Annotated in this window: 21 protein-coding genes and 1 tRNA gene; 5 read left to right on the top strand and 17 right to left on the bottom strand. The window is 29.2% G+C overall.

Features of this window, described 5'->3' with window-relative positions; translation table 11 throughout:
- Positions 1-43: 43 nt before the first annotated feature.
- Both WAO74_RS13345 and WAO74_RS13350 read right to left on the bottom strand, forming a co-directional pair.
- Positions 44-1,858: a DEAD/DEAH box helicase gene (locus WAO74_RS13345; RefSeq protein WP_422162754.1), complete on the bottom strand. Its 1,815-nt coding sequence runs from the start codon at positions 1,856-1,858 to the stop codon at positions 44-46.
- 126 nt (positions 1,859-1,984) lie between these two features.
- A complete protein-coding gene (locus WAO74_RS13350) occupies positions 1,985-3,382 on the bottom strand; it encodes a TlpA family protein disulfide reductase (RefSeq protein WP_422162755.1) in 1,398 nt (465 codons plus the stop codon).
- A 184-nt stretch (positions 3,383-3,566) separates the two neighbouring features.
- Here WAO74_RS13350 and WAO74_RS13355 point away from each other — a divergent pair, with 184 nt between their 5' ends.
- Entirely contained in the window at positions 3,567-5,186 is a 1,620-nt protein-coding gene (locus tag WAO74_RS13355) for an ABC-F family ATP-binding cassette domain-containing protein (RefSeq protein ID WP_422162756.1), read from the top strand.
- Between the two features lie 79 nt (positions 5,187-5,265).
- On the opposite strand, the gene WAO74_RS13360 is transcribed toward WAO74_RS13355, so the two are convergent.
- The 4 genes from WAO74_RS13360 to WAO74_RS13375 form a co-directional block, all read right to left on the bottom strand.
- Positions 5,266-6,207, bottom strand: a complete 942-nt coding sequence (locus tag WAO74_RS13360; protein WP_422162757.1) for a hydrogen peroxide-inducible genes activator — start codon at positions 6,205-6,207, stop codon at positions 5,266-5,268.
- Positions 6,208-6,304: 97 nt separating this feature from the next.
- Positions 6,305-6,940: an acyloxyacyl hydrolase gene (locus tag WAO74_RS13365; RefSeq protein ID WP_422162758.1), complete on the bottom strand. Its 636-nt coding sequence runs from the start codon at positions 6,938-6,940 to the stop codon at positions 6,305-6,307.
- A 9-nt stretch (positions 6,941-6,949) separates the two neighbouring features.
- The gene (locus WAO74_RS13370; protein ID WP_422162759.1) at positions 6,950-7,837 is read right to left on the bottom strand and encodes a 3-hydroxybutyryl-CoA dehydrogenase; all 888 of its coding nucleotides are present in this window, start codon (positions 7,835-7,837) and stop codon (positions 6,950-6,952) included.
- Between the two features lie 183 nt (positions 7,838-8,020).
- Entirely contained in the window at positions 8,021-8,998 is a 978-nt protein-coding gene (locus WAO74_RS13375) for a Gfo/Idh/MocA family protein (RefSeq protein WP_422162760.1), read from the bottom strand.
- 194 nt (positions 8,999-9,192) lie between these two features.
- Here WAO74_RS13375 and WAO74_RS13380 point away from each other — a divergent pair, with 194 nt between their 5' ends.
- Complete coding sequence (locus WAO74_RS13380) at positions 9,193-9,834, top strand: protein-L-isoaspartate(D-aspartate) O-methyltransferase (RefSeq protein WP_422162761.1); 642 nt, start codon at positions 9,193-9,195, stop codon at positions 9,832-9,834.
- Between the two features lie 119 nt (positions 9,835-9,953).
- Here WAO74_RS13380 and WAO74_RS13385 read toward each other — a convergent pair whose 3' ends face one another.
- The 3 genes from WAO74_RS13385 to WAO74_RS13395 are packed head-to-tail and all read right to left on the bottom strand — an operon-like array spanning position 9,954 to position 11,625.
- On the bottom strand, positions 9,954-10,379 hold the full coding sequence (locus tag WAO74_RS13385) for a DUF2147 domain-containing protein (protein WP_422162762.1): 426 nt from the start codon (positions 10,377-10,379) through the stop codon (positions 9,954-9,956).
- Positions 10,380-10,412: 33 nt separating this feature from the next.
- Complete coding sequence (locus tag WAO74_RS13390) at positions 10,413-10,940, bottom strand: KdsC family phosphatase (protein WP_422162763.1); 528 nt, start codon at positions 10,938-10,940, stop codon at positions 10,413-10,415.
- The gene (locus tag WAO74_RS13395) at positions 10,930-11,625 is read right to left on the bottom strand and encodes a Rossmann-like and DUF2520 domain-containing protein (protein WP_422162764.1); all 696 of its coding nucleotides are present in this window, start codon (positions 11,623-11,625) and stop codon (positions 10,930-10,932) included. The genes WAO74_RS13390 and WAO74_RS13395 overlap by 11 nt, the downstream gene beginning before the upstream one ends.
- Positions 11,626-11,697: 72 nt before the next feature.
- Between WAO74_RS13395 and WAO74_RS13400 the strand changes: the two genes are divergently transcribed.
- On the top strand, positions 11,698-12,855 hold the full coding sequence (locus tag WAO74_RS13400; protein ID WP_422162765.1) for a trans-sulfuration enzyme family protein: 1,158 nt from the start codon (positions 11,698-11,700) through the stop codon (positions 12,853-12,855).
- Here the strand turns inward: WAO74_RS13400 and WAO74_RS13405 are convergent.
- The 3 genes from WAO74_RS13405 to WAO74_RS13415 all read right to left on the bottom strand — a co-directional run bounded on the left by WAO74_RS13405 (position 12,852) and on the right by WAO74_RS13415 (position 17,077).
- The gene (locus tag WAO74_RS13405; RefSeq protein WP_422162766.1) at positions 12,852-13,487 is read right to left on the bottom strand and encodes a DUF2490 domain-containing protein; all 636 of its coding nucleotides are present in this window, start codon (positions 13,485-13,487) and stop codon (positions 12,852-12,854) included. The genes WAO74_RS13400 and WAO74_RS13405 overlap by 4 nt on opposite strands.
- A 107-nt stretch (positions 13,488-13,594) precedes the next feature.
- Positions 13,595-15,223 carry a phosphoenolpyruvate carboxykinase (ATP) gene (gene pckA / locus WAO74_RS13410; RefSeq protein WP_422162767.1) on the bottom strand — a complete coding sequence of 543 codons (1,629 nt, stop codon included), beginning with the start codon at positions 15,221-15,223 and terminating at the stop codon, positions 13,595-13,597.
- 24 nt (positions 15,224-15,247) lie between these two features.
- On the bottom strand, positions 15,248-17,077 hold the full coding sequence (locus WAO74_RS13415) for an SLC13 family permease (protein WP_422162768.1): 1,830 nt from the start codon (positions 17,075-17,077) through the stop codon (positions 15,248-15,250).
- Positions 17,078-17,411: 334 nt separating this feature from the next.
- Between WAO74_RS13415 and bshB1 the strand changes: the two genes are divergently transcribed.
- Both bshB1 and WAO74_RS13425 read left to right on the top strand, forming a co-directional pair.
- A complete protein-coding gene (gene bshB1, locus WAO74_RS13420; protein ID WP_422162769.1) occupies positions 17,412-18,128 on the top strand; it encodes a bacillithiol biosynthesis deacetylase BshB1 in 717 nt (238 codons plus the stop codon).
- A 53-nt stretch (positions 18,129-18,181) separates the two neighbouring features.
- A tRNA-His gene (locus WAO74_RS13425) sits at positions 18,182-18,257 on the top strand.
- 187 nt (positions 18,258-18,444) lie between these two features.
- Here the strand turns inward: WAO74_RS13425 and WAO74_RS13430 are convergent.
- The 5 genes from WAO74_RS13430 to uvrA form a co-directional block, all read right to left on the bottom strand.
- Entirely contained in the window at positions 18,445-18,822 is a 378-nt protein-coding gene (locus WAO74_RS13430; RefSeq protein WP_422162770.1) for a helix-turn-helix domain-containing protein, read from the bottom strand.
- Between the two features lie 62 nt (positions 18,823-18,884).
- The gene (locus tag WAO74_RS13435; protein WP_422162771.1) at positions 18,885-19,634 is read right to left on the bottom strand and encodes a LytR/AlgR family response regulator transcription factor; all 750 of its coding nucleotides are present in this window, start codon (positions 19,632-19,634) and stop codon (positions 18,885-18,887) included.
- The gene (locus tag WAO74_RS13440; RefSeq protein WP_422162772.1) at positions 19,634-21,559 is read right to left on the bottom strand and encodes a histidine kinase; all 1,926 of its coding nucleotides are present in this window, start codon (positions 21,557-21,559) and stop codon (positions 19,634-19,636) included. The genes WAO74_RS13435 and WAO74_RS13440 overlap by 1 nt, the downstream gene beginning before the upstream one ends.
- 122 nt (positions 21,560-21,681) lie before the next feature.
- Positions 21,682-22,770, bottom strand: coding sequence for a hypothetical protein (locus WAO74_RS13445; protein ID WP_422162773.1), 1,089 nt, complete (start codon positions 22,768-22,770; stop codon positions 21,682-21,684).
- Positions 22,771-23,106: 336 nt separating this feature from the next.
- Positions 23,107-25,899 carry an excinuclease ABC subunit UvrA gene (gene uvrA, locus WAO74_RS13450; protein ID WP_422162774.1) on the bottom strand — a complete coding sequence of 931 codons (2,793 nt, stop codon included), beginning with the start codon at positions 25,897-25,899 and terminating at the stop codon, positions 23,107-23,109.
- Between the last annotated feature and the right edge of the window lie 134 nt (positions 25,900-26,033).

Below are 26,033 nucleotides of genomic sequence, written 5' to 3' on the forward strand. Positions count from 1 at the left end.
AAAAAAAGCCTCACATAGTGAGGCTTTATATTTTGAATTAAAATTATCTTTCTCTACGTCTTCTTCCAAAGCCACCCGATTTTTTATCAGCAGTAGCTCTGTCTGGTCTATCAGAGGGTTTTCTAGGACTTCTTTTTCTATCTCCACTATCACTTTTTCTATCAGAAGAACCTTCAGAACTTCTGCGTCTTCCAAAACCACCTTCTTTTTTACCAAAAGGTTTTTTACCACCTCTTCTTCCACCTCCAGAACGTTCTTTTTTAGTAACTTCTACGTTTACAGAGCGTCCATCAAAATCTGGTTGATTTGCTGCAAAAGCTTCTAAAGTTTTATCCTCGAAATTTTTATCAATTTCAAAGAAAGAGAAGGTGTCTAAAATATCAATAGCACCTATTTCTATTTTATCGCCAATATTTTGGTCATTGATTAAACCAATTAATTTCGCAGGATTTAAACTGTCTTTTCTACCAATATTGATAAAAAAGCGTGTCATATTATCTGCTGTATCTCTACTTCTAGAGTTGTCTCTGCCTAAATCGTTTAAATCTTTCGAATTTTCGTAATAAGCTAACATGGTATTAAACTCTAAAGAAACAAATTTCTTAATAAGCTCTTCTCTAGATAAATCTTCTAATTTTTTATAAATGCTTGGTAAAAAATCTTTTATTTCAGATTCGTTTACTTCAGTTTTATTAACCTTATCAATTAAATGCATTAATTGATTTTGCACAATCTCTTGTCCAGAAGGAACTTTCGTTTCTACAAATTCTTGTTTAATAATTCTTTCAATAACTTTAAGTTTACCTTTTTCTTTGTTATTTACTAAAACTATAGATATTCCTTTATTACCAGCTCTACCAGTTCTACCACTTCTGTGATTGTAGTTTTCTATTTGATCTGGTAATTTATGATTGATAATATGCGTTAAATTATCTACATCTAAACCACGAGCAGCAACGTCTGTAGCAACTAAAAGTTGTACTGTTTTTGCTCTGAATTTACCCATAACAGAATCACGCTGTGCTTGCGATAAATCTCCATGCAAAGCGTCTGCATTATAACCATCTTTAATTAGATTGTCTGCAACTTCTTGAGTTTCTCTTCGAGTTCTACAAAAAATAATTCCATAAATATCTGGGTTTAAATCTGCAATTCTCTTTAAAGCTGGGTAACGTGTTCTTTCTGTTACACCATAAAATTCATGACTTACATTATCTGAACCTTGATTTTTTTCACCAGAAGTTACCTCAATTGGTTTGGTCATGTAGTTTCTTGCAATAGACTCCACTTCTTGAGGAAATGTTGCAGAAAACAATAAGGTCTGTTTCGTGTCTGGAGTTGCTTTTAAAATACTGTCAAGCTCTTCTTTAAAGCCCATATTTAGCATTTCATCTGCTTCATCTAGCACTAACCACTCAACATTACCTAATTTTAATGCTCTTCTATTAATTAAATCTACTGTTCTTCCTGGTGTTCCAACTACAATCTGAGCTCCTCTTTTTAAAGCTCTAATTTGTTCTTCTATACTAGAACCACCATAAACAGTAACTACTTTTAATTTAGGCAAGTATTTAGAAAATTCTTGAATGTTATTACCTATTTGTACTGCTAATTCTCTTGTTGGAGATAATATGATTGCTTGCGTTTCTTTGCTATCATCATTTGCTAATTGTAAAATAGGCAAACTAAATGCTGCAGTTTTTCCTGTACCAGTTTGTGCAAATGCTTTTAAATCTGTTTTTGAAGTAATAATTTGAGGAATTGCTTTTTCTTGAATAACGGTTGGTTTTTCGTAACCTAAATCCGTTAATGCTTTAATAATAGGTTCTTTTAAACCTAATTCTTTAAATGTTGACATTCTGTGTTTTTTGTAGATTCACAGAAGCCCACCTGCAAATCCGATTATTTATTCGACTTGTTTTTTTTCAAAAATAAAAACGTGCAAAGGTACTGTAAATTAAATAGATATTAGAAGAAATGAAAATTAATTAATTTTATTAAGTTCTTCTAAAAAAGGATTTAAATTGTAGGAAGATATAGAAGCATATCCATTTAAAACAATACCATTTTTATCGATTAAAATAGAACGAGGCATTTTACTAGTTAAAAATTGATGCGCTGTACTTTCTAAGTTTATATAAAATTGATTTTTTATATCTAACTTTTCAATTCTGTTATTTGCGTTATTTGCATCTATTCTTATTTGAATAAATTCAATATTTGGGTATGTCTTCGACAGATAATTCATTCTTGAAACAATGTAAGATTCTGATACAAATTCAGAACTCCAGAAGAAAAGTAGCGTATTTTTTCCTTTTATGATTTCGTAAATAGATCTTTCTGTATTCGAGTAATCTATTACATTAAAATTTTGTATCCTTTTATTGGCTTTTATACTTTTAGCATCATTTAAAAGTTGATGAATGTGCTCTTTGTCTTCGGTATTTGTGCTTAATTCAAAATATTTATCAAAAGGTTTTTGATTCAAATTACAGCTAGATTTATTGTAAAAGTGACTAACTACAGTCTGTTTTAAAAACGCATTTTTAGGGCTTTCTGCTTTAATTTTTTCATCGATAATTGTTAATAAATCAATAGTAAATTTCAAAGAATATTGACTCTTTACTGGTGGATGACCCAATGAATAAGTTTCGTTGTATAAATAATTTTTTACAAAATTAGAATATGGAGGGTAATACATTAAAGAACTATTATTGAACTCAATATCAGTTCGATGTTCATAAAAAGCACTGGTTGTTTTCGGGAAATCTCCTGTTTCTGAAAATCTAGAATAGATTAGTGGATATTTCTCTACTCTAGCAAATAAAGGAAAAGTTAGTGCAATTTTTAAAATTTCTTGAAAGCCTTCAGTTTCATTTGGATAAATTTCTAAATAATCTTTGTATGTGTTTAATTTTAGAGCTGAAATAGAGTCAACTTTTACTTTAAATTCTTTTGGATTTAATTTGTTGTAAGAATAAAATAGATTGTCTTCTTTTTCATTATCTATAAAACAATCAATTAAAATATTATTTCTTTCTGCACCAATTCCTGCAAAAACAAGCGATTCATCAAAATCCCAAGTGTTTAAACGAATCATTAAACTGTCTTGTGGCTCTAAATATATGTACTGATTTTCATTACCATGTGAAAAATGATACAAACCTTCTTGTGCATTTAAGAGTTTACCAATAAACTTATCTTTATCATCCAATAAAAAAGTGTCAATAACTTTATCCATAGAAAACAAAACAACTAAATTAGATTTAGGGTTAATAATTTTTCCTCCAAAATAAGTGACTAAATCTTTTTTTTCTGATTTACAGCCAATTAAGGCAGATAGTAGGATTGCAGAAATAAAATAATGTATATTTTTTATCATATAAAGTAGTTACTTTACTACTCACAAATTTAGGTATTCAGTTGTCCAGGGGTTGTTAATTCGTTGTTAAAAATCTTGTAATAATAACTTAAATTTAACAGAGTAATATTGGCTTAAAAACTCAATAAAACAAATGAAAGAGCAAAATCAAATTCGTACTTTTGCAAAAAAATAAAATACAATTATGTTATCAGTTTCTAACTTATCTGTACAATTTGGAAAACGAATTTTGTTCGACGAAGTAAATACAAAATTTCAAACAGGAAATTGTTATGGAATTATTGGCGCAAATGGTGCAGGAAAATCTACTTTCTTAAAAATTATATCTGGTAAAATGGATCCCACTTCTGGACAAGTTCACTTAGAACCAGGAAAAAGAATGTCTGTTTTATCTCAAAATCATAATGAATTTGATGAGTTGCCAGTTCTAGAAACAGTTGTAATGGGTAACAAGAAGTTGTTTTCTATTAAAAAGGAAATCGATGCTTTGTATGCAGATTATACAGATGAAAACGCAGAAAAAATAGGAGAACTTCAAATAATTTTTGAAGAAATGAATGGTTGGAATGCAGATTCTGATGCTGCTTCAATGCTTTCAAATTTAGGTATTTCTGAGGATTTGCACTATACTTTAATGAAAGATTTAGATGGTAAACAAAAGGTGAGAGTCTTAATTGCGCAGGCACTTTTTGGAAATCCTGATGTATTAATTATGGATGAGCCAACCAACGATTTAGATTTTGAAACCATACAATGGTTGGAAAATTTCTTGGCAAATTACGATAATTGTGTAATTGTAGTTTCACATGACAGGCACTTTTTAGATGCAGTTTGTACGCATATTTCTGATATTGATTACAGCAAAATAAATCATTATTCTGGAAATTATACTTTTTGGTACGAATCTAGTCAACTAGCAGCAAAACAAAGAGCACAACAAAACAAAAAAGCAGAAGATAAAAAGAAAGAATTAGAGGAATTTATTCGTCGTTTTTCTGCAAACGTTGCAAAATCTAAACAAGCAACTTCTCGTAAAAAAATGATTGAGAAATTAAATGTCGAAGATATTAAACCATCAAGCAGACGTTATCCAGCAATTATTTTTGATAGAGATAGAGAAGCTGGAGATCAAATTTTAAATGTAGAAGGTTTAAGTAAAGAATTCGAAGGAGAAAAGTTGTTTGATGATATTCACATCAATTTAAATAAAGGAGATAAAATTGCCATAATTTCTAGAAATTCTAGAGCTGTAACCGCTTTTTACGATATTATAACTGGCAATGAAAAAGCAGATGCTGGCAAATTTTCTTGGGGAGTAACCACAACACAATCTTATTTACCTTTAGATAATTCATCTTTTTTCCAAAATGGAAATCTGAATTTAGTAGATTGGTTAAGACAGTATGCACAAACAGAAGAAGAGCGTGAAGAAGTTTTTTTAAGAGGATTTTTAGGAAAAATGATTTTCTCTGGTGAAGAAGCCTTAAAGAAAAGTAACGTTTTGTCTGGAGGAGAAAAAGTACGTTGCATGCTTTCTAGAATGATGATGAAAAGAGCGAATATTTTATTGTTAGATGAACCTACAAATCACTTGGATTTAGAATCAATTCAGGCATTAAATAATTCCTTAATTAACTTTAAAGGAACTGTTTTATTTTCTACACACGATCATGAATTTGCGCAAACAGTTGCAAACAGAATTATAGAATTAACGCCAAAAGGCGCTATTGATAGATACTCAACTTTTGATGATTATTTGTCTGATCCTAAAGTTAAAGAATTGCGTGATAAGATGTATGCCTAAAATAGTTGTTAGTTTTTAGTTGTTGGTTTTTGGTAATATTATTTTCCAAAAACCAACAACTAATAACCAATTATCAGTTTTATTTTTTCTGTAAGGGACTAATTATTTTAACATCAGAAAAAGCAATAGCTCCTTTTACAACACCATCAATAGTTTTCTTTAGAGCTTCTATCAATTGCATCTTTAATTGCGATTTATGATAAATTAAACTCACTTCTCTTGCAGGTGGTGGATTTGTAAATTCTCGTAAATGAGTTTTATCGATTTCGTTTAAATCTAAGGTATGTAAATAAGGAAGAAGTGTCATTCCTAAACCTTCTTTAGAGAGTTTTATTAAGGTGTCAAAACTTCCACTTTCTAATTGAAATCCTTTTTTGTTATCAAGTTTATGAGTTCTACATAAATTAATTACACTGTCTTTAAAACAATGGCCATCTTCTAATAATAAGATATCTTCCATTTCTAATTCATCCGCAGAAATTTGTTTGTTTTTGTAAAGTCGATGATTTTCAGGAATTAAACCCACAAAAGGTTCGTAATATAAAGGTCTTTCTTTTATAGCTTCATTCTCTAAAGGTGTAGCTGCAATTCCAGCATCTATATGCCCATCATTTAATTTTCTTATAATTTCTTCGGTAGTAAGTTCTTCTATAATTAATTTTACTTTAGTGTATTTTTTTGTAAAATTATTTAAAAACATTGGTAATAAAGTGGGCATTACTGTAGGTATAATTCCTAGTCGAAATTCACCCCCAATATATCCTTTTTGCTGATGAACAATGTCTAAAATTCGATTACTTTCATCTACAATAACTTTACCTTGTTCCACTATTTTTTTACCAACTTCGGTCAATTCAATTGGTTTTTTAGAACGATTAAAGATTTTTACACCTAATTCATCTTCTAATTTTTGAATTTGCATACTCAACGTAGGTTGTGTTACAAAGCTATGTTCTGCAGCAACTGTAAAGTTTTGGTACTCTGCAACAGATAAAACGTATTTTAATTGAGTAATCGTCATTAATAAGAATTTTTGATAAAGATATTAAAACTATCAATAATAATTATAGTTATTCTAAAAAATTACCAAATTTTCTATATTTTTCAAGTTGTAAAGTTTATAGGTTAAAAGAGCAACCTACTTCTAAACCTAAAATATTATAACCATCATTAGGTTTTTGGAAATTTAAATTAGAAATATGGCCTAAATTTGAACCTATATAAAGATAGGAGTTTTTAAAAATATTGTAGTTAAAACCTATAGAGAAATTTTCTAAAAAGGTAAAACCTTTAGCCAAACGTTCTGTTCTAGTATCTATAAAAGAAAAACCTAAGCCAAAAGAAGCTTGAATATCTAGTTTATTTATAATTTTTCTTTTAGCAGAAAAGCCAAACTCTAAGGCGTATAAACTCATTGCTTTTGGTTTCGTAAATTCTAATCTTTTCTCTAAATAGTTTTCTTGATCTGGTGTAATAAATTGTTCGTTTATTAATTGATGTTTTAAAAACTGAACTTGAGGCTGAACAATTAACTCAAAATCAAAACTTTTCCAGTTGCCTAATTTGTAAAAAGCTTGGCCTTTATAAGTATTTGTAGAGTAGGTATAGTCAGGATCATCATGAAAAAAATATTCGTTTGCTCCAAAATTGTATAGAAAGCCTATTTTATAAGGCTTTAATTTCGATGTTTTTTTCTCTTGAGCCATTAAGTTTAATGCAAAAAAAAGGAATACGAATAAAATGCTTTTTTTCATTGACAAGTTTTAAACAAACATCTTAGCAACTTTTTCAGCCTTTCTGCTTTCTGAATAATCATAAAAACCCTCTCCAGATTTTATACCCAATTTACCAGCATTAACCATATTTACTAAAAGTGGGCAAGGAGCATATTTCGGATTTTTAAAACCATCATACATCACTTTTAAAATAGACAAACAAACATCTAAACCAATAAAATCTGCTAATTGCAAAGGACCCATTGGGTGAGCCATTCCTAATTTCATCACTGTATCAATTTCTTCAACACCAGCAACACCATTGTATAAAGTCTCAACAGATTCGTTTATCATAGGCATTAATATTCTATTAGCAACAAAGCCAGGATAATCGTTTACTTCTACAGGAATTTTCTCAATTTTCTTGGAAAGCTCAACAATCGTGTTTGTAATTTCATCAGAAGTATTATACCCTCTAATAATTTCTACCAATTTCATAATTGGCACAGGATTCATAAAATGCATCCCAATAACTTTATCTGGTCTTTTGGTTACAGCAGCAATTTGGGTAATAGAAATTGATGAAGTATTCGTAGCCAAAATCGTATTTTCTAAGCAAACTTCATCCAACTCTTTAAAAATTTTAGCTTTTAAAACGGCATTTTCAGTAGCAGCTTCAATTACTAAATCTACATTTTCTGCGCCATTTTTTATAGAGTTAAATGTTGTAATATTGGCTAAGGTTTTTGTTTTTTCTTCTTCAGAAATCTTTTCTTTGGCAACCATTCTGTCTAAATTTTTAGCAATGTTTGCAATACCTTTTTCTAGAGAAGCTTCAGAAATATCAATTAAATGTATTTTATAATTAAATTGAGCAAAGGTGTGCGCAATTCCATTTCCCATAGTTCCAGCACCAATTACAGCTATATTTTTCATGAATTTGTATTTAAAAGTTTATTGATTAATGTTTAAAAGTTCGAATCATTTAATTTTCCAATCTTTTAATATTATTTTGGGCGTTTTTACGGGCTTTCATTCCTCGCTTTTTTGTGAAAAACAAAAAGAGCTCAAACAAACCATTCAATCCCTAACGCAATTATTTGCCAGCTTTTATAAAAACTATAAATCTGCTTCCGTTTTAAAACAGTTAATTACCCATTGAGCAATTCTTAAAGCTTCAGCACCATTTTTAAGTGTAACAACAGGTTCTGTATCATTTAAAATAGCATCAGCAAAAGTTTCTAGTTCGTCTAAAATTGCATTGTTATTGCTAACTTCAGGGTTTTCGAAATAAATTTGTTTCTCAATTCCTTCGTCATTTTTTAGAATCATTGCAAATTCATCAGGGTTTTTAGGAGCATCTTGTATTCTAACAATTTCAGATTCTTTACTTAAAAAATTTACAGAAATATAAGCATCTCTCTGAAAAAAACGTGTTTTACGCATATTTTTCATCGAAATTCTGCTTGCAGTTAAATTAGCCACGCAACCATTTTCGAATTCAATTCTTGCATTTGCAATATCTGGAGTATCAGAAATTACAGAAATGCCACTTGCATGCACATTTTTTACTTTCGATTTTACACAAGAAAGTATAATATCTATATCATGAATCATTAAATCTAAAACCACAGGCACATCTGTTCCTCTTGGATTAAACTCAGCCAATCTATGTGTTTCGATAAACATTGGGTTGTTAATCTTGTCTTTTACAGCCGTAAAAGCTGGGTTAAAACGCTCTACATGACCTACTTGACCTTTTACATGATATTGGCTTGCCAAAGTTCTAATAGCCTCAGCCTCTAAAACAGTTTTGGCAATTGGCTTTTCTATGAATATATGACGACCTTTTTCGATAGCATTTTTTGCACAATCGAAATGAGATAAAGTAGGTGTTACAATATCTACAACATCTACAGCCTCAATTAAATCATCTATAGAATCGAATAACTTGTAACCAAATTCATTTACAACTTTTTCTGCATTTTTTTTGGATGGATCATAAAAACCAATTAACTCATATTTTTCTGATTGATTTAATAATTTAAGATGAATTTTCCCTAAATGTCCAGCACCTAAAACTCCAACTTTTAGCATATTTGTATTTTATTTTGTCTCCGTGAAAAAAGTAAAAAAAACCAAGTTCATAAATTACTTTGGAATTCACAATTTTAAAGACGTGCGTTTAATGTATTGTTTTTGTATAAAAATCTGATGAAAACAAAGATACAATTTTATAAGAATTTAAATCAATTTATTACTATTTTTAGACTTTAGAAACCAAACCAAAATTGAAAGACACATCAAAACATTTAGGACTTCGAAATCAATTAGCTACAGTTTTAAAAGCAAAAGGAATCACAGATGAAAATGTGTTGAATGCTATTAGAAAAATTCCACGTCACTTGTTTATAGATTCGAGTTTTGAATCTCATGCATACCAAGATAAAGCTTTTCCAATTGCAGCAGATCAAACTATTTCCCAACCTTATACTGTTGCTTTTCAATCGCAAACTTTAGCAATAAAAAATGGAGATAAAGTATTAGAAATTGGCACAGGTTCTGGATACCAAACAGCAGTGTTGTTAGAGTTAAAAGCAGAAGTATATTCTATAGAAAGACAACATGAATTGTTTAAAAAAACGTCTATGTTTTTGCCAAAATTAGGTTATAAACCGAAAAGATTTATTTTTGGTGATGGTTACAAAGGCTTAAAAAGTCAAGCTCCTTTCGATAAAATAATTGTAACAGCTGGTGCACCTTTTGTGCCAAATCCTTTATTAAGTCAGCTAAAAATAGGAGGGATGTTGTTAATTCCTGTTGGTGATGAAACTCAAATAATGACATTATTTATCAGAAAATCTAATAAAGAATTCGAAAAACACGAATTAGGTGATTTTGCTTTTGTACCAATGTTAGAAGAGAAAAATTAGTTTTAGTTTCAAAGGTTTAAGGTTTCAAAGTTTCAAGGTTTCAAGGTTTAAAAGTTTCAAGGTTTAAAAGTTTCAAAGTTGATAATTTTTCAATTTTCCTAAAAACTAAAAACTAAAAACTACTTAGCTCTTTCCCAATAAGCGGTTTTTCCAAGTAAAGAAAAACCAATAAATCCTCTAATTTTCAGCTTGTTAGTATCTTCTAACTGAATATAGCATTTATATATTTTACCATTTCTTGGGTCTAAAATTTTACCTCCAGACCATTCGTCTCCATCTTTCTTTAAACCAGTAAGAATATTTAAACCCATAATTGGCTTGTTTTTATTTTCGCCTTCGCATAAATCACAAATAGCATTTTTTCTTTCAGGATTTTTAATTTCAATAATTTTAGCAAATGCTTTTCCTTCTTTTTCGTATACTTCTATAACAGAATCAACTTCACCAGTTTCATCGTTTTTAGAGTGCCATTTTCCGAAAATATTTTGAGCATTTATCGATAATGTAAAAATTAATAAAGTTGAAATTAATAGTATTTTTTTCATAATAAAAATTGTTTAAGATTTTAGATTAATTATTTAATCATATTTTGCGTTAAAATTATCATCCCACTTTTCTTGTACTTTTAATACTTGCTCTATAATATCTCTAACACATCCTTCACCACCTTTTTTGTAAGAAATATATTTTGATATTTTTTGAATTTCGGGAGCAGCATCATTTGGGCAACAAGCCAAACCTACTAATTTCATTACAGGAAAATCAGGAATATCATCACCCATGTATAACACATTTTCTGGTTTTAAATTGTATTTATCAACCAATTCATTGTATTGTTTAATTTTATCATGAGCGCCCAAATAAATATCTTTAATCCCTAAATTGGCTAAACGTGTTCTCACACCTTCATTTGTTCCGCCAGAAATTACACAAATATTAAAACCTTGGTCTACTGCAGTTTTTAAAGCATAGCCATCTTTAATATTCATGTGTCTAATAAGCTCACCATTAGGCATTATGGTTACCAATCCATTGGTTAAAACTCCATCAACATCAAAAATTAAAGTGTTTATATTTGGTAATAATTGTTTGTAACTAATTTCCATTTTGGATAGATTTTGTTAAAATTTTATAAATTTCTTGTTGCTCTTTATTCAGCAAATTTAAGTGATTTTTTATGGTTTTTTTATCGTTTCTAATTGCTGGTCCTGTTTGTGCTTTTTCTGGGGATAAAGTTTTAATTTTTTGAGATGTTTCCATAATTAAAGGATGTAAAACCTCAAAAGGGATATTATTTTTTTTGCAAATATCTTCCCCAATTTTATATAAATAATTGGTGAAATTATTTACAAAAACTGCAGCAACATGCAAGGTTTTTCTTTGCTCGGAGTTTATTTTGTAGATTTTTTCTCCAATCAATTTTGCAAGTCTTTCTAATAATAGATATTCATCATCATTTTCTGCTTCTAAACAAAAAGGAACTTTAGAAAAATCAATTTTTTTATCCTTAGAAAAAGTTTGTAACATATAGAAAACGCCTTTTTTAGTATTGTTTTTCAAATCCTTTAAGGCAACACTTCCAGAAGTATGCACCACAAAACTATTTTTTATTTTTGAAGAAACTTTAGCAATAGCATCATCTGAAACAGCAATAATGGTTACATCTGCTTGTGGAATGTTTTCTAACTTTCTGGAATTGAGTTGTGTAACTTTTAAAACATCAATAGAGGAAAAAACATTATATAAATGAGTAGCTACATTTCCTTTTCCAATTAGTAAAATTGATATCATAAAACGAAGATATTGAAATTTTAAGACAACATGTTTTTAAGTTTTGTTAAATTAGCATTCAGAAACTTGAATATGGAAAAATTAAAAAAACTAGGAATAAATACAACTTGCGTTCATGTTGGTGAAGTAAAAGACGAACAATTTAAAGGAGCAGTTTCTCCTATATATATGTCTACTTCGTATGCTTTTGATAATGTTGATGTAAAACGCTACCCTCGTTATTACAATACTCCCAACCAAGAAATGTTGTGTAAAAAAATTGCGGCATTAGAAAATACTGAAGATGCACTGATTTTTAGTTCTGGAATGGCTGCAATATCATCTGCAATGTTGGCTTTTTTACAAAAGGGAGATCATGTTGTTGTGCAGCAAGTTATTTACGGAGGAACCTATAATTTTATAGTATCAGAATTTGATAAATATGGAATTGAATATTCGTTTACAGAAAGCGATAATGCTTATGATTTTAAATCTTTAATAAAAGAAAACACTAAAATTCTTTATATAGAAACGCCTTCAAATCCATTGTTAGGAATTACAGATATGAAAGCAATTTCGAAAATTGCCAAAGAACATAAGATTTTAACAATGATAGATAATACTTTTGCATCACCTATCAATCAAAATCCTATTGATTTCGGAATTGATATTATAATTCATTCTGCAACAAAATATATGGGTGGTCATTCAGATATTTCTGCAGGAGCTGTTGCAGCATCAAAAGAACATATAGGCCAAATTTGGAAAACAGCCATTAATTTAGGAGGAAATTTAAGTGATCAAACAGTTTGGTTGTTAGAAAGAAGTTTAAAAACTTTGAATTTAAGAGTGAAAGCTCAAACAGAGAATGCGCAAATAATGGCAGAGTATTTAGAGAAAAACTCAAATATTGATGCTGTTTATTATCCAGGATTAAAAAGTCATTCTCAATATGAAATTGCAAAAAAACAAATGAAAGGTTTTGGAGCAATGTTGTCTTTTCAGTTGAAAGAGGGAATAGATGCTATGGAATTTCAGCGTAATCTAAAATTGATTAAACCATCAATGAGTTTAGCTGGTTTGGAAAGTACAACTGTAAGTCCAGCACAAACTACACATGCTTTGTTAAGTGAAGCAGAACGTTTGGAAAGAGGAATAAAAGATGGTTTAATTCGTTTTTCTGTTGGAATTGAAGAATCTGAAGATTTAATAAATGATATAGAACAGGCAATAAAAAAGGCAAAGAATTAATTCTTTGCTTTTTTTCTTAAATCTGTTTTAATGTATAAACCAACTAACAATCTGTCTAGGTGTAAGTTATTTATATAATGACCTAAATAACCAGCCTCAATAGAAACATTTTTACTTGCTTTAAATCCTATAGAAGATATAAATCTATTTTCTGCAAAAAAATTTCCTTTAAAATTTAAAAAAGATTCATTACTAGACGTTAAGTAGAATTTTTCAGACAATGGAATTTTTGCTTTTAGCTTGTATCGTACTCTATTTATGTTGGTTTTAACTCCCATTGAGTTTAAATATCTTTGCTCAAATCTTAATCTATGAGAAAATGGGAGCTCAAAATATTTAGTAGCATAAATTAATTGTTGATAAATCCTATTCTCTATGGTATTTGGGTCTACATCAGGATCAAAAGTTCTATCAATATCAAGATACATATAACCAAGAGTACCTATTAATTGATTTGTTAATTTATAATTTGTCCCAATTGTATAAAGTGTTAGGTTATAATTTTTAAATGTTTGGTAATTACGCTCTTCAAAACCTGTGAGTATAGTCCATTTATCTGAAATTCTATGATTTGCATACAAAACATACCAACTTCCAAATTTTTTCTCAGCATTAGTTTGACTAAAAGCCATTAGTTTAAAAAAAATCAAAAAATAAATAAAAATATACTTTTTCATTTTAGGGAAATTAAAGGCTAGATTTTTGCACAAAATCTAGCCTTTAAGGTTTCTAATAATTATTAAATATGATCTCCTAAATGATGATGTTCATCAATTAATGGCCCTCCTTCCATGATATGATCTGAAGCTTCTGAGGCAAATTTTTCAAAATTTAAATGAAAGAAATGTGCTAAATGAATTGCTTTACTTACGTAAGCTCCTTTTTGTAACCAAGTATTCATAGGATCTAACATTTCTGTTGGAACACCTGGACAATATTTAGGCATAAATAATCCAAAAATTGGATGTTGTTCAAACTCAACATCGTCTAATTTACCCTCTAAAGCAGCAGTAATCATTGCTCTAGTGTATTTTAGTTTTATTCTTGATCCAACACCATAAGGTCCTCCAGACCAACCTGTGTTAATCAACCAAACATTTACACCAGCATCAGTCATTTTTTTACTTAACATTTCTGCATATTTTGTTGGGTGTAAAGGCATAAAAGGTTCTCCAAAACAAGCTGAAAAAGAAGGTACAGGTTCTGTAATTCCTGCTTCAGTTCCTGCAACTTTAGCAGTGTATCCAGATATAAAATGGTAAGCAGCTTGACCAGGAGTTAATTTTGATATTGGAGGCAATACTCCAAAAGCATCAGCAGTTAAAAAGAAAATATTTTTTGGATTGTCTGCAAAAGAAGATTCTTGAATATTGTCTATATGATTAATAGGATAACTAACTCTGGTGTTTTGAGTAATTGAACTATCCATAAAATCAACTTCTCCATTTTCTTTAAATACAACATTTTCAAGGATTGCTCCAGGTTTTATAGCTCTATAAATTTCAGGTTCTTTGTCTTCTGATAAGTCAATTACTTTTGCATAACATCCTCCTTCAAAATTAAAAATTCTGTTTTCTGCTGTCCAACCATGCTCATCATCGCCAATTAGTTTTCTATTAGGGTCAGCAGATAATGTGGTTTTACCAGTACCAGATAATCCAAAGAAAATAGCAGTATCACCATCTTCACCAACATTTGCTGAACAGTGCATTGGTAAGACTTCTTTTTCTGTAGGTAAGATTAAATTTAAGGCAGAAAAAATTCCTTTTTTCATCTCTCCTGTATAAGCTGATCCACCTACTAAAGCTATTTTTTTAGTGAAATTTAAAATTGAAAAGTTACCTTGTCTAATTCCGTATTCTTTTGGTTCATCACACTGATAACCAGGAGCACAAAGAATTAACCAATCTTCTTGAAAATTTTCTTGTTCTTTTTCTGTAAGTCTTAAAAACATATTATACACAAACATATTAGACCAAGGATATTCTGTAATGGTTCTAATGTTTGTTTTGTATTTTGGATCTGCGCATACATAACCATCTCTAGCAAATAATTCTTTGTTAGATAAATAGTCTACAATATTGTTTTGAAGTTTATCAAAGTTTTCCGCAGAAACTGGTTTGTTAGTTTTACCCCACCAAACTTTATCTGCAGTGTAATCATCTTTAACAATAAATCTATCTTGAGGAGATCTTCCAGTAAATTTACCTGTATTAATAGCTAAAGTACCATTTTTAGTCTCTTTACCCATGCCTTTTTCTACTGTAATTTGCTGAAGTTTTTCAGGACTTAAATCCCAATGAACAGTTGCGTTTTTAATTCCATATTGAAGGACATCTTTAGTATTTTGTTTGTCTGATTTTTTCATGTAAAATATATTTAAAAAGTTTAATTAAAATGGCCAAATTAGAGGCACTAATGTTGTTGTTGTTAAGAAAAATATTAGAAGTAGGGGAGCACCTACTTTAAAATAATCTGAAAACTTATAATCTCCAGCAGTTAATACCATTGCATTTGTTGTAGTACCAATAGGTGTTAAAAATGCAGTTGAAGCACTTATGGCCACTGTTATTAATAATGGTTCTGGTGATATATTTAATGTACTTGCAGCTAACAATACAATGGGAGCCATTAAAACTGCTGTAGCTGAATTATTAATAAATTGACTAAATGTTGTTGTCAATAAAAAAACACCTCCTAATAATAATGTAGGATTTTCTTTTCCTAAAAGACTAATCATTGAATTAGAAATTAAAGAAGCTGTGCCTGTTTTTTGAATGGCAACTCCCATAGGAATCATTGCTGCAATCATAATTACACTCGTCCAACTAATTGTTTTATAAGCTTTTGCAAAAGGTACACATCCTGTAAATAAAACAATACCTGCAGCTATTAATGCAGCTATTGCTCCTGGTACAATTTTGATAACTAATAATGCAATCATCAAAATTAAAGCACCTAAAGCAATAAAAGATTTGGGTGTTAATTCATCAACATCTTTCAACATTTCATCTGGTCTACCTACAACTACAATATGTTCGTGTTGATCTTGTAATTTTTCAATATCCCCCCAAGGACCTCTAATAATAAAACTATCACCAGCTTCAACAGTAATGGTGTCTTCTAAATAAGGTTTTGTATGTCTTGATGCAGCTAATAATTGAATGCCATATCTTTTGAAATAATCGTGTAATTTTATTTTTCTTCCTACTAATCTAGACTTCGTAGTTACAATGATTTCTGACATTCCTACCTCTTGATTGATTAAGTTATTTCGAAGCTCAATTTCTACAGATTCTTTAGGTATTAAGCCTAGTCTAAATTTAATCATCAATCTATTTATATCTTCAGTTTCCCCTTTTACAGTTAAAATGTCATGATATCTTAACTCTGTTCCCTTTTCTGGAAATTCTATAAATGGTTGTATGCCTTTTAACATACTTGGATGTCTTCTTTTTAAACGAATAATATTTATTTTATACGAATTTTCTAAATCCCAATCATCAATTTTGGTTTTTATTAAAGGAGATATAGATCTAATTCTTAATTGGTAATAATCATTATCAATTTTATAATCATTAATCCAGTCGTGTAAAGTACTGTCTATATTAATTGGTTTATTATTTGTTTTATTTTCTGGTAAAAGTTTAAAACCAATATATCTAAAATATAAAATAGCAATTATTAAAAGCGGTAAACCTATCAAGCCAAATTCAAAAAAAGAAAACCCTTCAAAACCAGCTTCAATAAGCGCATTATTTGCAATGATGTTTGGTGGCGTTCCTGTTAAGGTTAATAAACCTCCAGTGTTAGAACCAAAGGCTACAGGAATTAATATTTTTGATGGCATTGTGCCAATACTCCAAGCAGAAGAAATTGTTGCTGGTAATAAGGTAGCAACTGTTCCTGTATTACTTACAAAACCAGATAACACTCCAGATCCTAAAGTGATAATAACTAATAATTTAGGAATACTTTTACCTGCCAATTCAATTAATTTTTTACCAGCCAAAGCAGTCCAACCTGTATGTGATAATCCTTCACCAATAATAAATAAAGCTGCAATCATGATTACAGTAGGATTGCTAAAGCCACTCAAAGTTTCACTTAAATCGAGTATACCAAATAAAAATAAACTCAACATAGAAACTAAAGCAACTACATCAGGTGAATACTTTCCCCATACAAATAATCCGATTGTTATAACTAATATCACAATCATTAAATACATCATTTTTTATCGATTAAATTTGTTCCTTATTAATAAGGAGTAAAGTTATAACCAAGTGTAATTTGATTTTATGACAAAAGTCATACTTAATGATTTCAGAGCATTTTTCACATTCTAATCGATTTTACCACCTAATTTTAAAAAAACAAAAAACGAAAACGAAATAGATTTTTAGTATTCGTAATTATTACTTTGATTTTAATTACTTTTGAAGTCAATTATTACATAAAAATAGTATTCATTTCTATTTTTTAAAAATGTATAAATAATTTTAGGCATCGAAAAACTTGTTATGAATACAGAACAATAAGTTAAATTAACATTTATGAAATTAGATATATTAGCTTTTGGTGCGCATCCAGATGATGTAGAATTGGGTTGTGGAGCAACAATTGCCAAAGAGATTTCTTTAGGAAAAAAAGTAGGAATTATAGATTTAACTAGAGGCGAATTAGGAACACGAGGTTCTGCCGATTTACGAGATAAAGAAGCTACAAAAGCAGCTAAAATATTAGGAGTTTCAGTCAGAGAAAATTTACGATTTAAAGATGGTTTTTTTGTTAATGATGAGAAACATCAAATTGAAGTTATTAAAATGATTCGTAAATATCAACCCAAAATAGTATTGTGCAATGCTATTTCAGACAGACATATAGATCATTCAAAGGGAAGTAGTTTAGTTTCGAATGCTTGTTTTTTAAGTGGATTGCAAAAAATAGAAACCAAGGTAGAAGGGAATTTTCAAGAAAAATGGAGACCAGAAAATGTATATCATTATATTCAATGGAAAAATATTGAGCCAGATTTTGTAGTAAACGTTACTGGTTTTATTGATAAAAAAACAAATGCAGTTTTAGCATATTCATCACAGTTCTTTGATCCAAATAGTAAAGAAGCAGAAACACCTATAACCAGTAAAAATTTTATTGATAGTGTAAATTATAGAGCCAGAGATTTGGGAAGAATTATTGGTGTAGAATACGCAGAAGGTTTTACATCAGAACGTTACGTTTCTGTCGAAAATTTAGGTAAATTAATTTAATTTTTTGTTTTTCTACAATCAAAAATAAATTATATTTGCAACCGAAATTAAATGGTGGTTGTAGCTCAGTTGGTTAGAGTATCGGTTTGTGGTACCGAGTGTCGCGGGTTCGAGTCCCGTCTTCCACCCAAAATAAAAAAGCCTTCTCAATTGAGAAGGCTTTTTTTTAGGGGTTTAGGGGGATATTTGGGGGTTTTAATTAGGGGACAATTTAAAATTTAGAAGCTAATCAAACACTGAAGGTCTTTTTCAATAGACAACATTGTTTAGGGAACAATGTTGCTAAAGAGTTTTTTTTGCTATTCTATAAACAGAACTAGGGGTTAGCTTGTTTAACAAACTCTTCAATGTTTGATAATCTCTGAAGAATTTCTGACGATAATTCTTCTAATTGCTTCTGAACTATTGTTTTTATATGAAGTTCAATGGGGGATTGAACCTCATCATTTTTAGGGGCATTGTTTTTAATTTCTTTTTTTTCGACTCCAGTGAGTAACCACATGGGATCTATTCCTTCAATATTGTCAATAATAGCGAGTAAAATTGTTTCATTCGGTTTTTTTGTATAATTAACTACTGCACTCACCAACTGTTGTGAAACTCCTAAGAGTTCCGAGAACTGTCTTTGGTTTAATTCAGAGTCTTTAAAAACCTCTATAATTCTATCCGCTCTTTCTTTATCTTCGCTTTTCATAATATGGGGCTCAACAAATGTAATAAATAAATACCACAAACAATGATTTTTTTTAAATTATTTTATATTTTTTTTAAAATCTCAATGATTTCGGGCTTTTTTCGAGTAGAAACAGGAATATTTTCACCACATTTTAAGATTAAATAACCTCCATCAGTCTTAATAAACTCCTTTATATAGGCTTTATTTACTAAATGACTTTGATGTACTCTTAAGAAATCTAAAAATTTCAGCATATCTGCATAATATTTTAATGTTTTAGAAACTAAAATTTTATCCCCACTAATAAGATAGAAAGTAGTATAATTATTGTCAGATTGACAACGAATAATGTCTTCTATATCTACAATAATGATTTTATCAGAAGTATGTAATGATATTTTACTCGGTTTGTGGTGAGGTTTGTTTATTAATTCTTTTAAAACTTCAATTTGTTCCACTTTAGGATTGATTTGCTGTCTTGCTTTAGAGATTGCACTCGCTAACTCTGATAAAGAGTAGGGTTTTAATAGGTAATCGATAGCAGAGAACTTGAAAGCTTTCAATGCAAATTCATCACTAGCAGTTATAAATATAACTTTAGCATCTATATTAGGCACTATTTCCAGTATATCAAAGCCTGTTCCATCACCTAGCATAATATCTAAGAATAGAATATCTGGTTTCTTGCTCTGTAATTGCTTTGCAGCATCTACAACACTTGTAGCTTTACCTATAATTACTATTTCAGGATGATGCATTTCAATATCATTCAACAACATTTCTAATGCCTCTGGAATATCTTCTACCACAAATGATGTAAGTCTTGTCATTAATAGTCTGTTTTTAAAGGAATTTTAAAATAAACTCTTGTTCCTGTTATGTTTAATCCTTCTTTTATATCATCAATATTAAAAGAATTAACGGGTGTAAGATAATAAATTCTTTCTTTAGTAACCTTTAAAGCGAGAGAATTATTATTTGTGGTGGATGTTTTTTCTCTTGAATTGGAAATTCCTATACCATTATCAATTATAGTAAAGTGTAAAAAACCATGAATTATTTCTATTTTAATAGTAAGAATTCCTTTTTTGTTTGGTTGGAATCCATGTTGAATGCTATTTTCTATAAATGGCTGTATTAGCATAGAAGGCACTATTACTTCATCAAGATCAATATTGTTTGTAATTGTTTCTATAGAATACTCAAAAACTTTAGAATTCATACTTTGCTCTAGTTCTATATAATTTTTAATCGCAACAATTTCTTCTTTTAGGGTTATTTCTTCTTTTCTTGAATTGTGTAAAATACTTCTTAATAATATAGAGAACTTATTTATAGTGGTATTTAACTGGTCAATCTTACCATTATTGCCCAAAGCTTTAATTCCGTTTAAAACATTAAATATAAAATGCGGATTCATTTGCAGTTGCAAAGCTTTCTGTTCTAAAGTAAGTAAGTGATTCTTTGTTTGAAGTGCCTTAAATTTTATCTTATTCTTGGTGTGAATGCTTTTAATATAAAAATGAATCCATAAATACCCTGTTAGCAATAAAATGATGCTTAAAGTTAATATAAATGGTGCTCCTTTATATATAGGTGTATTAATTGTAAATTTTAAACTGCTAATATTACTCAATAGATCACCTACTTTAGATTGTATTTTTAGGGTATATTTTCCAGCATCTAAATTTGCAAACTGCAACTGATTGCTATAGCTCCAGTCAGAAAAGCCATCTGTAAATTGATATCTGTATTGTATTTTTTTAGGTGATTGTAAGTCTACAGTTTTAAAACTTATAGAAATATTGTTTTCTGATGGATATAAAAGGATTGGTGCTTTACTTGTTAAAAGTGAATCTGAATGTTGATGATTGATTATTAAATTTTCAAAATATATTTTTTTATTTGAATTTACAATCATTTCATTTTCAAATAAATAAATACCTTTATTTGAAGTGATAAATACATTATTGTTTTTATCTATATAAACTGAATTTATAAAGTCTGTTTGTAAAGAATTGTATTTATTTATATTTTTTTTAAATGAAAAAGAGGGCAGAACTAAAACTTCAATTCCATTTGTATGTGATGTTATCCAAAGTTCATTGTTTACTTTTTTAATGGCGGAAACATCAGAAATTGTTTTGTAGCTATTTAATATTCCACTGTTTTTAATTATTTTTAGTCCATTGTTTTTAGTAGCTACAATTAATTTATTATCAAACTCTAAAATACTAATAATGGAATCATCAATTAGTAACTTACTATTTTCAGGTTTCTTTAAATTATTAACTTTCCAAAGACCTTTGTTTGAAGCGATGTAAAATGCGTCATCAAAAAATAAAATATCGTTAATTATAGAAAAATCTACATTACCATTTATTGGAATGGGCTGAATGTAATCTTCCATCAAAATTGATACACCTTCTGTGGTAGCTAAAAAGATATTGTTATTATGAGATAAAATTTTTAGTATTTTCTTTGATTCAAAAAATTGCGTTTTGTTGTTTTTATAAATGGACAAACCATTATCTAATCCAAAATACTTAGTTCGTCCATCTGAAAAAATTGAGAATGTTGGTGTTTTATTAATTTCTTCAAAATTAATACCATCAAATTTTACGACTCCCTTTTCTGTGGCAATCCATAAATAGCCAATTTCATCTTGAATGATGTTATAAACCATTTCACCTGGCAAGCCATCATCTAAAGAAAAATTTTTAAATTTTGTTTCTTGCGATTGTAGGTTGAGCATAAGAAAACAACTGTAAAGGAGAAGGATTTTTTTGCGAAACATCATAAATAACAAACTATTAAAACGTCACTGCACAATTATTTGCACAATGACGTTGGTAAAACTACAATTTCCATTCCAAATTATTTCATGGCATACAGCCTTTTGTTATTCGTGTCTGGCTGAATGTATTCTAATTCTCCATAAGGTTTTATCAAAGGTTTTAAAACAATTAAACCTGTGGTTTTTCCTTTAATGGTTAAAGTGCTGTTTTTTACGCTCCAATTCCATCTGAATTTTTCTAAAGGAATATTCAATTTTTTAATTTCTGAATAAAGTTCTTCTTTTTGCTCTATAAAATCCATCACTTCTTCTTGAAGTTCAAAATTTGGCATTTCATTATCTGAATTATGATAATCTAATTCGAACTTTACAGGTATTGTAAATTGAGTTGTATAAGCCTCTCCAACATATCTTTCTTCATCATTATTTAAAGCATCAAACCAATCAATATCTTTTTCTTCTGGATATTTTTTTGCAATTTCTTTAGATAAATCCATTTTTCCTGGAGAATGTGCAGTAGGATAAAATACATAAAAAGGTTTTGCTAAATAATGTTTAGAAAATTCACCATTAAAAATTGAATAATAAGGAGATGCAATCACATTTGGTAATTCGACTGCACAAAAAGCATCTTTTAAAGTTCTCATTAACTCTTTGTTTTCGCCCAAACCATTTGCATGAATTATAATTTTTGAATTTGCATTTACAGATTCTTTTAAAGTAGGTAAAGTACCTTTAGTGATATTTTTTCTTAATGTTTCTGCAGTTATTGGTTCGCCTTTTACAATAGTTTCTAAAGTTAAACCTTTAAAAGGATTGCTTTTGTTTACAATATGTATTTCTCCATAAGGAAGATCGATGGCATTGTTATTTAGCCAATTAATCACTTCTTCTAAAGAATATTGGTCTTCCACAACTTCAACTCTTCTTTCTTTAAAGTATGCTCTTGCATTATTGTAATAGGTTTCTTCAACTTTATCATAACCTGTAATAAAAACCACAGGTTCTCTAGTAACAATGTTTTTTCCGATAATGTTTTCTGAATTATTTTCTACAATTGCAATTTCTTCTTTTTGCTGATTTTCTGAGGATGAATTGCATGCTGTAAAAAAACTTGCAGTAATAATTATTGCTGATGCAAATACTGATTTTTTAAATACTGTGTTCATGATTTCTATTTTTTAAGTGTTAATACACTCCAAAAGTAGAAGAGAAGTTCAGTTAAATTTTGGGTGTTTTAGAATTCGTGAAGTATAAATTAGAATTCGTTGCAAATTTGGATTTTATCAAAATCGTTATGGTAAAAATGATAAAATTAAAAATAATTCTTTAAAAAATAATTTTAACCTTGGCTGGAATTTCATTCTTTTCTCTCTCAGTTCAAGTGAATTTGAGAGTAATGAACAAATTTTTATCGAGAACAGAAGAAAAAAGATTTTGCCTTTCGACTTCGTACCAGAAAATTTCCAAGCTTTAAATAGCTTCAAACAAAAATAATTTTGTTTTTAATATTTCAATTTCTCAGCCAAATATTTAGCTGTATAAGATTCCTTATTTCTAGCCAATTCTTCAGGAGTTCCTTGAAAGATAAGGTTTCCTCCATTTTTACCACCATCTAAGCCTAAATCAATAATATAGTCAGCACATTTTATAAGATCAATATTATGCTCAATTACAATAATAGAATGCCCTTTATTGATTAGAGCATTAAAAGATTTTAGTAATTTTTTAATATCATGAAAATGCAAACCAGTTGTAGGTTCATCAAAAATAAATAAAGCCTTGTCTTTGGTGTTTCCTTTTACCAAAAATGAAGCTAGTTTAATTCTTTGTGCTTCACCACCAGAAAGTGTAGAGGAAGATTGCCCCAAAGTGACATAACCCAAACCAACATCTTGCAAAGGTTTTAGTTTGCTAGCAATTTTTTTAACCAAGTTTTCTGAGAAAAATTCAACAGCATCGTCAATCGTTAAATTTAAAATATTGTCAATCGATTTTCCATCGAACTTAACTTCCAAAACCTCTTTCTTAAAGCGTTTTCCATTACAAACATCGCATTCTAAATGCACATCTGCCATAAATTGCATTTCAACCGTAATTTCTCCTTCACCTTTGCAAGTTTCACAACGACCACCTTCTACATTAAAAGAAAAATGCTTGGGTTTAAAGTTTCTAATTTGCGATAATTTCTGATTAGAAAATAATGCGCGAATATCATCATATGCCTTAATATAAGTTACAGGATTTGAGCGCGAAGAACGTCCAATAGGATTTTGATCAATAAATTCAACATTTTTTAAATTTTCGAAATCTCCTTTTATTTCTGTATGCTGTCCGATTTTATCTCCATAACCAACCAATTTTTTTTGCATGGATGGATATAAAATATTTTTAACTAAAGTGCTTTTACCAGAACCTGAAACACCAGTAATAACAGACAGACAGTTTAAAGGAAAAGTAACATTAATGTTTTGTAAGTTATGCTCTCTAGCTCCAATAATTTCGATCTTATTTTTTGATGTTCTGCGTTTTGTTGGAACTTCAATTTTTAAATCTTCATTTAAATATTTTGCAGTTAATGAGTTTGATTTTAAGATTTCAGAATACGTTCCCTCAGCAACCACATTTCCACCAAAAGTACCTGCCTCTGGTCCAATATCGATAATATAATCTGCTTGTCTCATGATTTCTTCATCATGCTCAACAACAATAACTGTATTGCCTAAATCGCGTAGATCTTTTAAAACACCAATTAAGCGTTCTGTATCTTTTGGATGCAAACCAATGCTAGGTTCATCTAAAATATACATAGAACCTACAAGCGAACTTCCTAAAGAAGTTGCCAAATTTATACGCTGACTTTCTCCACCAGAAAGTGTATTCGAAGTTCTGTTAATGGTTAAGTAGGAGAGACCTACATCTGTTAAAAACTTTAAACGATTTTTAATTTCAGTCAATAACCTTTTTGCAATTTTTTCTTCGTATTTATCTAGTTTGATATTTTTGAAAAAAACAGCCAATTCATCTAAAGGAAGTGTAACTAGATCAGAAATTGTTTTCTCATTTATTTTTACATAATTCGCCTCTTGCCTTAATCGTTTTCCATTACAAGTAGTACATTTTGTTTTTCCACGATAACGTGATAGCATCACTCGATTCTGAATTTTATAACTTTTTTCTTCTAAAATATTAAAAAAATGGTGGATTCCATTAAAAGACTTATTTCCATTCCAAACCAATTCTTTTTGTTTATCAGTTAATTGAAACCAAGGTTTGTGAATAGGAATATCAAATTGATAGGCAACTGCAATTAAATCTTCTTTATAATGTATATAAGAAGGAGATCTAAATGGAAAAATAGCATCTTCAAAAATAGATAAACCTGTATTTGGAATTACTAAATCTTCATCAATGCCAATTACATTTCCATAACCTTCGCAAGTTGGGCAAGCTCCATAAGGATTGTTAAAACTGAATAAATGGGTGTTTGGTTCTAAAAAAGACATTCCATCTAAATCGAACTGATTGCTAAACTCAGTTACTTTATTATTGTTTAAATTTTCTATAAAACAAATTCCTTTTCCTTCAAAAAAAGCGGTCTGAATTGCATCTGCTAATCTGTTGTAAAAATCCTCTTCATTTTTAGTTACAATTCTATCTACTACTAAAAATAAAGGTTCATTATTAAGATCATTTTGAGGAAAATCTGCAATTCTATAAACAGTATCATTCCATTTTAAACGAGCATAACCTTGTTGTTCTAAAACTTGCAAAACGGTTTTGATGTCTCTGTTTTCATCAATAGTAATTGGAGATAATAACAGTAGTTTTGTTTTTTCATCAAACTTTTTTACAAAATTTACAACGTCTGTTGTTGTGTCTTTTTTAACTTCATTACTAGAAATAGGAGAGAAGGTTTTTCCAATTCTGGCATATAATAATTTAATATAATCATAAATTTCGGTAGATGTTCCTACAGTCGAACGTGGATTTGTAGAATTTACTTTTTGCTCTATAGCAATTGCTGGGGCTATGCCTTTTATATAATCTACTTTTGGTTTGTCTAATTTTCCTAAAAACTGTCGAGCATAAGAGCTCAAACTTTCTACATAACGTCTTTGACCTTCTGCATACAGCGTATCAAAAGCCAAAGAAGATTTCCCTGAACCAGACAGCCCAGTAATAACAACTAGTTTGTTTCTTGGAATAACAACATCTATATTTTTTAAATTATGAAGTTTAGCTCCTTTAATAATGATGTTTTCTTTTGGACTTATAGTTGAAATATCTGTTTTCATCAAAATAAAATATAAGCTATAAAAATACCACTATTTTAAATGAATTTTAAAAAAGATGAAGATAGAATTTGTTAAAAAGTTTGTTAGATTAAAAATATATTCTATATTTGAACACTTAAGAATCACAAAATTAG

Source organism: Polaribacter sp., assembly GCF_049276715.1.
Taxonomy (GTDB): Bacteria; Bacteroidota; Bacteroidia; order Flavobacteriales; family Flavobacteriaceae; genus Polaribacter.